Raw genomic sequence first — 10,731 nt, forward strand, 5'->3', positions numbered from 1 at the left:
CCATGGAAGCGCTCCGGCAGGTGGACGTGGGGCTGCTGGTGGTGCCGGGCGAGCTGCGCGCCGTCACGGCGGCGCACCGCGTCGCGTCGATGGCGGGCATGGTGCTGGACGACCTGCGAGCGGTGGTGCGCACCCCGTGCGGGCCGGGGCTGGACGACGAGGAGATCGCCCGGCTGCTGGATCTGCCGCTGGCCGGTGAGCTGCCGTCGGAGCCCGGCCTGGCGGACGCGCTGACGGCCGGCGCGCCGCCCGGCAGCAGCGAGCGGGGGCCGTTGGCGCTGTTCTGCGGGGAGTTCTGGGCGCAGGCCCTCGCCGGCGGCTGGGGCGTGGCCGCATGAGCGCCGAGCTGCTGGACGCGGTGCGGCTCCGGCTCGCGGAGAGCGGTGCGGAGCCGACGCCCGCGCGGGTCGCCGCGGCCCTGCGGCAGGAGGGGCGGCTCCTCGGGGACGCCGAAGTGCTCCAGGTCGTCGCGCGGTTGCGGTCCGAACTGGTGGGGACAGGGCCGCTGGAACCGCTCCTGGCCCAGCCGGAGGTCACCGATGTCCTGGTCACCGCGCCGGACGAAGTGTGGGTGGACCGCGGGTCGGGGCTGGAGCGTGCGGATGTGGCCTTCGCCGACGCCGCGGCGGTGCGCAGGCTCGCCCAGCGCCTCGCCGCCGTCGCCGGACGCAGGCTGGACGACGCCCGCCCCTGGGTGGACGCCCGGCTGCCCGACGGCACCCGGCTGCACGCGGTGCTTCCGCCGGTCGTCGTGGGCTGCGCGTGTCTGTCGCTGCGCGTGGTGCGGCCGAGGGCCTTCACACTGTCGGAACTGGTCGCCGCGGGCACGGTGCCGCCGGGCGGTGAGCGGCTGCTCCGCTCGATCCTGGCGGCCCGCCTCTCCTACGTCATCAGCGGCGGTACGGGCTCGGGGAAGACCACGCTGCTGAGCTCGTTGCTGGGCCTGGTCGGGCCGGACGAACGGATCGTACTGGCCGAGGACTCCGCCGAGTTGAGGCCGGACCACCCCCATGTGGTGCGGCTGGAGACGCGGCCCGCGAATCAGGAGGGCATGGGTCAGGTCACCCTCCGGGACCTGGTGCGGCAGGCGCTGCGGATGCGCCCGGACCGGCTCGTGGTCGGGGAGGTCCGCGGTCCCGAGGTCACCGACCTGCTGGCGGCGCTCAACACGGGGCACGAGGGCGGGTGCGGGACGGTCCATGCGAACGCCGCGGGCGACGTTCCGGCGCGGCTGGAGGCGTTGGGCTCGTCCGCCGGGCTCGACCGGGCCGCGCTGCACAGCCAGTTGGCGGCGGCGCTGTCCGTGGTGATCCATCTCGTGCGGAACGGCGCGGGGCGGCGGCGGATCGCCGAGGTGCATGTTCTCGACCGTGACGCGGCGGGGTTCGTCACGACCGTGCCGGCGGCTCTGTGGGGACCGGACGGGTTCCGGCGGGGCCGGGGCTGGGACCGGCTCGCAGCGCTGTGCGAGCGGGGCGGGGGCGTGTCATGACGGGGCCCGGGACGGCGCCGGAGGCGCTGCCGGTGTGCGCGGCGGCGCTCTGTGCGGGGGCGGTCCTCTGGTGGTCGGCGGGGCGCGACGAAGGGATGCGCCGGGCCCGGCTGCTGCTCGCGGGCGGCGGGGACGTCGCGTCGGTCGCGGGGGCTGTGCCGCCGTGGGCGGAGGAGTGGCTCAACCGGCTGCGGGACCTGTGGCGGACGAGGCGTGAGGTGATCTGTATGCCGATCGGGTGCGTACTGGCGCTGCTGGGCGCCTCACTGCTGCCTTTGCTGGCCGCGGCGGTGGCCATGCCGCTCGTACGGCGATGGCTGCGGTCCCGGCGGCTGGGCCGGGAACGGGAGCGGCGGGAGGCCGCGGTGATCGAGATCTGTGCGGCCCTTGCCGGCGAGCTGCGGGCGGGCCGGCAGCCCGGAGAGGTGCTGGCGGGGCTCGCGCCGCCGGACCTGGGGCCGTCATGGCCGGAGGTGGCGGCGGCAGCCCGGTTCGGCGGGGACGTGCCGGGGGCGCTGCGCACGGTGGGACGGCAGCCGGGGGCCGAGGGGCTGAACGGGGTGGCCGCGTGCTGGCGGGTCGCCGTCGACGGCGGGGCCGGGCTCGCGGACGGACTCGACCGGGTGGCCGGGGCCCTCAGGGCTGAGCGGGACCAACGGGAGGAGCTGTACGCGCAGTTGGCGGGCACGCGATCGACGGCCGTGATGCTGGCGCTGCTTCCCGCGTTCGGGCTGTTGATGGGCAGCGCGCTCGGCGCTTCGCCGCTGCGGGTGCTGCTGCACACCCCGGCCGGACTGGGCGCGCTCGCCGTCGGCGGACTCCTGGAGTGCGCCGGGCTGCTGTGGACCGCCCGGATCGTACGGCAGGCACAGGGGACCGGTGGGGAGGCGCGGGCGTGAACGGCGAAATTATCCACAGGTTGGGGATAAGTGTCGCGCTGTTGGCTGTGATGACGTGCGGGGCGGTCGCGGCGATGGAGGTCGGGCGACGGCGGGCGGCGCGGCGCAGGGCGGCGGCGCTGGGGTTCGCGGAGAACAGGGCGGCTGGAGTGTGGAACCGGCTGCGGGGGCGGTCCGTGCTGAAGGCGCGGATCTCGGGTCACCTGCCGGTGGTCGGTGCTGGGCTTGCCGCGTTCATTCTCCTCGGCGGAGTGGTCGGCTGTGCGGCGGGACTCGCCGCGGCCTACGGCGCCCGGCGCTGGCAGCGACGACCCCGCGACGGCGAGGAGGTCCCGTGCGCAGCGGAGGTGGAACGGCAACTCCCTTTGGCGGCTGACCTCTTGGCGGCTTGCCTGGCCGCCGGAGCGGGGCCTGGGACGGCCGCTGAAGCGGTCGGCTCCTCCCTCGGCGGCCCGGTCGGCGACCGGTTGGTGCAGGCCGCCGCAGAGGTGCGGCTCGGTGGTGAACCCTCCGTCGCCTGGGGGCGCGTGGGTGCGTTGCCCGGCGCGTATGGCATGGCGCGCGCCCTGGAACGGGCCCAGGCGACGGGCGTGCCGGGGGTGCGCCCCATGGCCCGGCTCGCGGGCGAGTTGCGGGCGGCGCACGGCAGGGCTGCGGGCATACGGGCCCGGCGCGCGGGGGTGCTGGCGACGGCCCCGCTGGGGCTGTGCTTCCTGCCCGCGTTCCTGATGGTCGGCGTGGTGCCGGTGGTGATCGGGCTGGCCGCCGGGCTTTCGAGCGGTGGTTGAGGTTCTGACGGACTGAAGGGTTGAGGGGGCGGTTCGCAATGACTGATGACGAGCGGGACAAGCAGGACGAGCGGGATGAGCGAGGGGGTACGGCTGTGATGGTCATGCGGTGGTGTGCGCGGCGCCGCGCGGCGGCGAGGGACAGGGCCGAGGCCGGGATGACGACCGCGGAGTACGCGATGGGGACATTGGCGGCGTGCGGCTTCGCCGCCGTCCTTTACAAGGTGGTGACGAGCGGGGCTGTCAGCGCGGCGCTTCAGTCGCTGATCGAGAAGGCGCTCCATGCGCAGTTCTGATTCGGACGGGGGGTATGTGACGGCGGAGGCCGCCGTGGTGCTGCCGGCGCTGACGTTCTTCGGGGTGGCGCTGGTCTGGGGGCTGATGGCCGTCTCCGCGCAGATCCAGTGCGTGGACGCGGCGCGGGCCGGAGCGCGGGCGGTGGCCCGGTCGGAACCGACCGCCGCAGCGGAGTCCGCCGCCCGCTCCGCGGCCCCGCGCGGCGCACGGATCGTGCTGGGCCGGGAGGGCGACCTGGTGCGCGTACGGGTGGAGACCCACGCGACGGGACCCGGTCCCCTGGCGCTGCGGTTGAGCGGGGAGGCGGTGGCCCTTGCGGAGGAGACGGTGGGGTGAGGAGGGGATGGCGACGGTGTGGGTGACGGTCACCGTCACGGCGCTGTGCGCGGTGTTCGCGGCCGTGCTGCTCATGGGACAGGCGGCGCTGGCCCGCCACCGGGCCGGCGGGGCGGCCGACCTGGCGGCCCTGGCCGCGGCGGATCACGCCCTGGAGGGCGAGGCGGTGGCCTGTTCTCTCGCCCGGCGGGTGGCCGGGGCGCAGGGCGCCGGGGTGGTGCGGTGCGTGGTGCGAGGGGAGGTGTCGGACGTGGTGACCGAGGCCCGGGCGGGGCCGTACGCGCCGCGGGTACGGGCTCGCGCGGGGCCTGCGACGGCGGGCGGCGGCTCGGCGGCAGGGGGCGGGTCCGCCCGCCGGGCGGACGGCCAGGGCCTGTCGAGGACTAGCCCGCCGCCTGGGGCGGAGCGGCCTTCAGGAGGGTCGTGAGGAGGCGGATGGCGGCTTTCTTGTCCAGAGGGTCGTTGCCGTTGCCGCACTTGGGGGACTGGATGCAGGACGGGCAGCCGGCGTCGCACTCGCAGGCGGCGATGGCCTCGCGGGTGGCGGTCAGCCAGCGGGCGGCGGTGTGGAAGGCGCGTTCCGCGAAGCCCGCGCCGCCGGGGTGGCCGTCGTAGACGAACACCGTCGGCAGCAGGGTGTCCGGGTGGAGGGGGACGGAGACGCCGCCGATGTCCCAGCGGTCGCAGGTGGCGAAGAGCGGGAGGATGCCGATGGAGGCGTGTTCGGCGGCGTGCAGGGCGCCGCCCAGGGCGTCGGGGTGGACGCGGGCGTCGTCGAGCTGGTCCTCGGTGACCGTCCACCACACGGCGCGGGTGCGCAGGGTGCGGGGCGGCAGGTCCAGTTTGGTCTCGCCGAGGACCTCGCCGGTGATGAGTCTGCGGCGGAGGAAGGAGACGACCTGGTTGGTGACCTCGACCGAGCCGAAGCAGAGCCGGGCGTCCCCCCAGGGGATCTCGGTGGTGGTCTCCAGGATGGAGATCGCCGTGGTGTCGCGGGCGGTCGTGGAGTAGGGCGGGGCGGCCTCCTCGACGAGGGCGACCGAGTCGTCCAGGTCCAGATGCTTCACCAGGTACGTACGGCCCTGGTGGAGGTGGACGGCGCCGTCGTGGACGGCGGTGTGGGCGGCGGAGGCGTCCACCGTGCCCAGGAGCCGTCCGGTGCCGGACTCGACGACCTGGACGGGGCTGCCGCCCTCGCCGCGGATGTCGGTGAGGTCGGCGGCGCGCTCGCGGCGGGTCCAGTGCCAGGCGGTGGCGCGGCGCCGGAGCAGCTTGCGGGCTTCGAGCTGGGGGAGGAGGTCGGCTGTGGCGGGGCCGAAGAGGTCCAGGTCGGTTTCGGTGAGGGGGAGTTCGGCGGCGGCCGCGCAGAGATGGGGGGCGAGTACGTAGGGGTTGTCCGGGTCCAGGACGGTCGACTCGACGGGCTGCTGGAAGAGCGCCTCGGGGTGGTGGACGAGGTAGGTGTCCAGCGGGTCGTCGCGGGCGACGAGGACGGCGAGCGCTCCTTGGCCCGTACGCCCGGCGCGGCCGGCCTGCTGCCACAGGGAGGCGCGGGTGCCGGGGTAGCCAGTGAGGAGGACGGCGTCCAGGCCGGCGACGTCCACGCCGAGTTCCAGGGCCGTGGTGGCGGCGAGGCCGAGGAGGTCGCCGGTGTGCAGGGCGCGCTCCAGGGCTCGGCGTTCTTCGGGGAGGTAGCCGCCGCGGTAGGCGGCGACGCGACGCGGGAGGGAGCGGTCGATCTCCGCGAGCCGTTCCTGGGCGATGACGGCGATGAGTTCGGCGCCGCGCCGGGACCGTACGAAGGCGACGGTGCGGACGCCCTGGACGGCGAGGCCGGTGAGCAGGTCCGCGGTCTCGGCGGTGGCGGTGCGGCGGACGGGGGCGCCCCGCTCGCCGTGGAGTTCGGTGAGCGGCGGCTCCCACAGGGCGAAGACCAGTTCGCCGCGGGGGGAGGTGTCCTCGGTGATTTCCGCCACTGTCAGCCCGGTCAGGCGGGTCGCCGCGCGGGCCGGGTCGGCGGAGGTGGCGGAGGCGAGGAGGAAGACAGGATGTGAACCGTAGCGGGCGCACAGGCGACGCAGCCGGCGCAGGACCTGGGCGACGTGGGAGCCGAACACGCCCCGGTAGGTGTGGCACTCGTCGATGACGACATAGCGCAGGGCGCGCAGGAAGGAGGCCCAGCGGGGGTGGGCGGGGAGTACGGACCGGTGCAGCATGTCCGGGTTGGTGAGCGCGTAGTTCGCGTACTGGCGGACCCACTCGCGCTCCTCGACCGGGGTGTCGCCGTCGTAGACGGCGGGGCGGATGCGGTTGCCGAGGGGGGCGGCGAGTTCGCGGACGGCGCGCCGCTGGTCGTGCGCCAGCGCTTTGGTGGGCGAGAGGTACAGGGCGGTCGCGCCTCGCCCGTTGGGCGCCTCGGACCCGTCGAGGAGCGCGCTGAGGACCGGTGCGAGGTAGGCGAGGGACTTGCCGGAGGCGGTGCCGGTGGCCACCACGACGGATTCGCCGCGCAGCGCGTGCTCGGCCGTGCGCGCCTGGTGGGCCCAGGGGCGGTCGATGCCTGCGGCCCGAATGGCATCGATCACTTCCGGCCGGATCTGCGAAGGCCAGGGGGCATGACGGCCCGCGCGCGGGGGCAAGTGCTCCGTATGAGTGATGCGTGCAGCACGGCCCGCCCCGGCGGCGAGTCGGTCCAGGACCCTGCGGGGAGAGGGGCGTGCGCCCGCGCGCGGCGGGAGTTGGTCGGCGGCCATCGACACCGAGTGTGTCACCGGCATGACGGACAATGGCGTCAAGGCGTCGTGCTCGCCTGCCGGTAAGTGATTGAATGCCATCGCGGCTGCCGATCCATGGGGGGCGACCGCTCGATGCAAGGTGCTGGAGGATCCGTGGACCTGTCCCTGTCGACCCGGACCGTCGGCGACCGAACGGTCGTCGAGGTCGGTGGCGAGATTGATGTATACACCGCGCCCAAGCTGCGTGAGCAGCTGGTCGAGCTTGTCAACGACGGTAGTTACCACTTGGTCGTGGACATGGAGGGCGTCGACTTCCTCGACTCCACCGGGCTCGGCGTGCTGGTCGGTGGCTTGAAACGAGTGCGCGCCCATGAGGGTTCGCTGCGCCTGGTGTGCAATCAGGAGCGCATTCTGAAGATCTTCCGTATCACCGGTCTGACCAAGGTGTTCCCGATTCACACCTCGGTGGATGACGCGGTGTCGGCGACCGACTGAGGTTGCCGGAGGAAGACCGCCGCGCCGGGGTTCCGGGCTGAGGCCCGGTCCCCCTGCGAGTTCGCCCTCTTCCGGAAGTCGGGAAGAGGGCACGTACGACCGAGGGGGATGGCATGGCCACCGTCGAACTGCTCTTCAGTGCCCTGCCCGAGCACGTCCGTACCGCCCGCCTCGTGGCGGCCGCGGTGGCGCGCCGGGCCGGGGTCGACGAGGCCGTGCTGGACGAGGTGCGCCTCGCGGTCGGCGAGGCGTGCACGCGCGCGGTCGGGCTGCATCTCACCTATGGGGTGGCCAGCCCGGTCCGGGTCGTGCTCATCGAGGACGAGAAGAAGTTCTCCATCGAGGTCGGCGACGACGCGCCCCGTGCCTCCGCCGGTCTGGTGCCGGGTGCCCGCGGGGAGAGCGCCGAAGCCGGTGCGCCCACTCCCGCCGCGGTGCCGGAGGAGACCGGCGCCGAGGCCGACGACGAGATGGGTCTCGCCGTGATCAGCGGTCTCGTCGACGACGTCGAGGTGACGTCGGACGAGAACGGCGGCCTCATCCGCATGACCTGGCCGACGACCCCGGCGTCTGTACTTCCGTAGCGGCCACGCCACGCCCTCTCGTGGGGGCGGCGTACGCCCGGCTTGTGCGCGTTGGCGTCGTACGCCCTCAGCGCTTCAGCGGCTGTGCCGCGCCCTCCCACGCGCCCGTGTGCCCGTAGCGCGCCGGAGTGTCGGCCGTACGCCGGGCGAGGGCCGCTGACCCCGTCGGGCGGGCGCGTGTGTCCGGTGGGCGTACCTGTCCGGCAGCGCGGCGCGTCCGGTAGTTGTACGTGCCCGACAGCGGTGTGTGTCCGGAAGTCGTCCCCTTCCCGCGGCCGGATCGCAGGAGCGGCCGCAGCCGTCCGGCAGTTGTGCGCGCCCTCTCGCCCGGAATCCGATCATCCCCTCTGAACTGGGGCGTTCATAGGATTCTGAGATCCTTTTATAGATCATTTTCGGTGCGTCAGTGAATTCCGTGCTCTCCTTCGTCCGGGCGAATTTGTCGGCGTACTCCTTTTGATCTTCCCTGGTGCAGGCTAATTCTCTCCACGGCGCTCTGTTTTGATCTCGCCGGGCTCCCTACAATCCGTCCACATCTTGAGCTCAGGACGCCTGAGCGTGGCGGCTGTTCCGCGGTCGTTCCCTACGGTCGCAGAACGGCTGCGCGCCCATGTGCCAAACGTCAAGGAGGACGAATGGCGGGGCCTATCACCCCTCATCAGCTCGGCTTCACCACCCAACTGGCCGCGGAGCTGACCGACGACAACCGCATGCTGGTGATGGTGATCGCGGTGGTCGCGATCGCGGCGCTGGCGCTCGCGGTGGTGCTGGTGCGCCAAGTGCTCGCCGCCGGTCAGGGCACGGACAGCATGAAGAAGATCGCCGCGGCCGTACAGGAAGGCGCCAATGCCTATCTGGCCCGGCAGTTGCGCACCCTCGGCATTTTCGCCGTGGCCGTGTTCTTCCTGCTCATGCTGTTGCCGGCGGACAACTGGTCACAGCGCATCGGCCGCTCGGTCTTTTTCTTGATCGGCGCGCTCTTCTCGGCGGCCACCGGTTATATCGGCATGTGGCTCGCGGTGCGCAGCAATGTGCGGGTCGCGGCGGCCGCCCGTGAGGCGACGCCCGCCGAGGGCGGACCGGCGAAGGACCTCACCGAGGTCGCGCACAAGGCCACGAAGATCGCTTTCCGCACGGGCGGCGTCGTCGGCATGTTCACCGTGGGGCTGGGCCTGCTCGGCGCGTCCTGCGTCGTGCTCGTCTACGCGGCCGACGCGCCCAAGGTCCTGGAGGGCTTCGGCTTCGGCGCGGCGCTGCTGGCGATGTTCATGCGCGTCGGCGGCGGCATCTTCACCAAGGCCGCCGACGTGGGCGCGGACCTCGTCGGCAAGGTCGAACAGGGCATCCCGGAGGACGACCCCCGCAACGCCGCGACCATCGCGGACAACGTGGGCGACAACGTCGGCGACTGCGCGGGCATGGCGGCGGACCTCTTCGAGTCCTACGCCGTGACCCTCGTGGCCGCCCTCATCCTCGGCAAGGTCGCCTTCGGCGACTCCGGCCTGGCCTTCCCGCTGCTGGTCCCCGCGATCGGTGTGCTCACCGCGATGATCGGGATCTTCGCGGTGGCGCCGCGCCGCGCCGACCGCAGCGGCATGACGGCGATCAACCGCGGCTTCTTCATCTCGGCCGTCGTCTCCCTGGTGCTGGTGGCGGTCGCGGTGTTCGCCTACCTGCCGTCCACCTACGCGGACCTCAAGGGCATCTCCGATGCCGCGATCCGCACCCATGAGGGCAACCCGCGCATCCTGGCGCTGGTCGCCGTCGCCATCGGCATCGTGCTCGCGGCCCTCATCCAGCAGCTCACGGGGTACTTCACCGAGACCAGCCGGCGTCCCGTGCGGGACATCGGCAAGACCTCGCTGACCGGCCCCGCCACCGTCGTGCTGTCCGGGATTTCGCTCGGCCTGGAGTCCGCGGTCTACACGGCGCTGCTGATCGGCCTCAGCGTGTACGGGGCGTTCCTGCTGGGCGGCGCCTCGATCATGCTGGCGCTGTTCGCGGTCGCGCTCGCCGGTACGGGCCTGCTGACCACCGTCGGCGTCATCGTCGCGATGGACACCTTCGGCCCGGTCGCCGACAACGCGCAGGGCATCGCCGAGATGTCCGGCGACGTCGAGGGCGCGGGCGCGCAGGTGCTGACCGACCTCGACGCGGTGGGCAACACCACCAAGGCGATCACCAAGGGCATCGCCATCGCCACGGCGGTGCTGGCGGCGTCCGCGCTCTTCGGCTCGTACCGCGACGCGATCGCCACGGCGGTCGGCGAGGTGCACGCGAAGGCCGGCGAGATGGGCCTGAGCCTGGACATCTCGCAGCCCAACAACCTGGTCGGGCTGGTGCTCGGGGCCGCGGTCGTCTTCCTGTTCTCGGGGCTGGCGATCAACGCGGTGTCGCGGTCGGCGGGCGCGGTGGTCTACGAGGTGCGGCGGCAGTTCCGCGAGCACCCCGGAATCATGGACTACAGCGAGAAGCCGGAGTACGGGCGTGTCGTCGACATCTGCACCAAGGACGCGCTGCGCGAGCTCGCCACGCCCGGTCTGCTCGCCGTCATGGCCCCGATCGCGGTCGGCTTCTCGCTCGGCGTCGGCGCGCTCGGCTCGTATCTCGCGGGCGCGATCGGCACCGGCACGCTGATGGCGGTCTTCCTCGCCAACTCCGGCGGCGCGTGGGACAACGCCAAGAAGCTGGTCGAGGACGGGCACCACGGCGGCAAGGGCAGCGAGGCGCACGCGGCGACGGTGATCGGCGACACGGTCGGCGACCCGTTCAAGGACACGGCCGGACCGGCGATCAACCCGCTGCTGAAGGTCATGAACCTGGTGGCGCTGCTGATCGCGCCGGCGGTGGTGAAGTTCAGCTACGGCGACAACGCCAACGCGGGTCTGCGGGCCGGCGTCGCGGGGCTGGCCATCGTGGTGATCGTCGCCGCGGTGTACGTGTCCAAGCGGCGCAGCATCACCGTGGGCGAGGAGGAGGACGGCGCCGAACGGGTGGCGAACACCGCCGATCCCGCGGTGGTGTCCTGAGGGCGGACTCTCCTCGCGGAGGGGACGGGCGGGTGGTGCGCGCGGGCGCACCGTCCGCCCGTCCGCGTTTTTTCGG

At 73.2% G+C, this 10,731-nt stretch carries 10 protein-coding genes and 1 pseudogene; 10 read left to right on the top strand and 1 reads right to left on the bottom strand.

Annotated features, from left to right (window positions below; genetic code table 11):
* From ACFU99_RS18685 to ACFU99_RS18715, 7 genes and pseudogenes are all read left to right on the top strand, one after another.
* Nucleotides 1-338 (top strand): annotated as a pseudogene (locus ACFU99_RS18685) (septum formation initiator); the annotation flags it as partial.
* Nucleotides 335-1,492 (top strand): TadA family conjugal transfer-associated ATPase, encoded by a 1,158-nt coding sequence (locus ACFU99_RS18690; RefSeq protein ID WP_384393046.1) that lies wholly within the window; start codon nt 335-337, stop codon nt 1,490-1,492. The pseudogene ACFU99_RS18685 and the gene ACFU99_RS18690, both read left to right, overlap by 4 nt.
* Nucleotides 1,489-2,391 carry a type II secretion system F family protein gene (locus ACFU99_RS18695; protein ID WP_384393049.1) on the top strand — a complete coding sequence of 301 codons (903 nt, stop codon included), beginning with the start codon at nt 1,489-1,491 and terminating at the stop codon, nt 2,389-2,391. The genes ACFU99_RS18690 and ACFU99_RS18695 overlap by 4 nt, the downstream gene beginning before the upstream one ends.
* A gap of 50 nt (nt 2,392-2,441) precedes the next feature.
* Nucleotides 2,442-3,179, top strand: coding sequence for a type II secretion system F family protein (locus ACFU99_RS18700; RefSeq protein WP_384393067.1), 738 nt, complete (start codon nt 2,442-2,444; stop codon nt 3,177-3,179).
* A gap of 98 nt (nt 3,180-3,277) precedes the next feature.
* Nucleotides 3,278-3,475: a DUF4244 domain-containing protein gene (locus ACFU99_RS18705; protein ID WP_384393070.1), complete on the top strand. Its 198-nt coding sequence runs from the start codon at nt 3,278-3,280 to the stop codon at nt 3,473-3,475.
* On the top strand, nt 3,462-3,812 hold the full coding sequence (locus tag ACFU99_RS18710; protein WP_384393052.1) for a TadE family type IV pilus minor pilin: 351 nt from the start codon (nt 3,462-3,464) through the stop codon (nt 3,810-3,812). The genes ACFU99_RS18705 and ACFU99_RS18710 overlap by 14 nt, the downstream gene beginning before the upstream one ends.
* A gap of 7 nt (nt 3,813-3,819) precedes the next feature.
* Nucleotides 3,820-4,239 carry an Rv3654c family TadE-like protein gene (locus tag ACFU99_RS18715; RefSeq protein WP_384393055.1) on the top strand — a complete coding sequence of 140 codons (420 nt, stop codon included), beginning with the start codon at nt 3,820-3,822 and terminating at the stop codon, nt 4,237-4,239.
* Here the strand turns inward: ACFU99_RS18715 and ACFU99_RS18720 are convergent.
* Nucleotides 4,196-6,646 carry a DEAD/DEAH box helicase gene (locus ACFU99_RS18720; protein ID WP_384393058.1) on the bottom strand — a complete coding sequence of 817 codons (2,451 nt, stop codon included), beginning with the start codon at nt 6,644-6,646 and terminating at the stop codon, nt 4,196-4,198. The two genes, ACFU99_RS18715 and ACFU99_RS18720, sit on opposite strands and share 44 nt — an antisense overlap.
* Nucleotides 6,647-6,700: 54 nt before the next feature.
* Between ACFU99_RS18720 and bldG the strand changes: the two genes are divergently transcribed.
* From bldG to ACFU99_RS18735, 3 genes are all read left to right on the top strand, one after another.
* Nucleotides 6,701-7,042 carry an anti-sigma factor antagonist BldG gene (bldG, locus tag ACFU99_RS18725; protein WP_098752640.1) on the top strand — a complete coding sequence of 114 codons (342 nt, stop codon included), beginning with the start codon at nt 6,701-6,703 and terminating at the stop codon, nt 7,040-7,042.
* Between the two features lie 113 nt (nt 7,043-7,155).
* Nucleotides 7,156-7,626, top strand: a complete 471-nt coding sequence (locus ACFU99_RS18730) for an ATP-binding protein (protein ID WP_384393061.1) — start codon at nt 7,156-7,158, stop codon at nt 7,624-7,626.
* 635 nt (nt 7,627-8,261) lie between these two features.
* Nucleotides 8,262-10,655 (top strand): sodium-translocating pyrophosphatase, encoded by a 2,394-nt coding sequence (locus tag ACFU99_RS18735; protein WP_384393064.1) that lies wholly within the window; start codon nt 8,262-8,264, stop codon nt 10,653-10,655.
* Nucleotides 10,656-10,731: the final 76 nt, after the last annotated feature.

The organism is Streptomyces sp. NPDC057654, from assembly GCF_042800135.1.
Classification (GTDB): Bacteria; Actinomycetota; Actinomycetes; order Streptomycetales; family Streptomycetaceae; genus Streptomyces.

Excerpts from the sequence above, each read along its gene's own strand:
- ACFU99_RS18690 (WP_384393046.1), top strand. The coding sequence starts at position 335 with ATGAGCGCCGAGCTGCTGGACGCGGTGCGGCTCCGGCTCGCGGAGAGC.
- ACFU99_RS18695 (WP_384393049.1), top strand. The coding sequence starts at position 1,489 with ATGACGGGGCCCGGGACGGCGCCGGAGGCGCTGCCGGTGTGCGCGGCG.
- ACFU99_RS18700 (WP_384393067.1), top strand. The coding sequence starts at position 2,442 with ATGACGTGCGGGGCGGTCGCGGCGATGGAGGTCGGGCGACGGCGGGCG.
- ACFU99_RS18705 (WP_384393070.1), top strand. The coding sequence starts at position 3,278 with ATGGTCATGCGGTGGTGTGCGCGGCGCCGCGCGGCGGCGAGGGACAGG.
- ACFU99_RS18710 (WP_384393052.1), top strand. The coding sequence starts at position 3,462 with ATGCGCAGTTCTGATTCGGACGGGGGGTATGTGACGGCGGAGGCCGCC.
- ACFU99_RS18715 (WP_384393055.1), top strand. The coding sequence starts at position 3,820 with ATGGCGACGGTGTGGGTGACGGTCACCGTCACGGCGCTGTGCGCGGTG.
- ACFU99_RS18720 (WP_384393058.1), bottom strand. The coding sequence starts at position 6,646 with ATGGCATTCAATCACTTACCGGCAGGCGAGCACGACGCCTTGACGCCA.
- ACFU99_RS18730 (WP_384393061.1), top strand. The coding sequence starts at position 7,156 with ATGGCCACCGTCGAACTGCTCTTCAGTGCCCTGCCCGAGCACGTCCGT.
- ACFU99_RS18735 (WP_384393064.1), top strand. The coding sequence starts at position 8,262 with ATGGCGGGGCCTATCACCCCTCATCAGCTCGGCTTCACCACCCAACTG.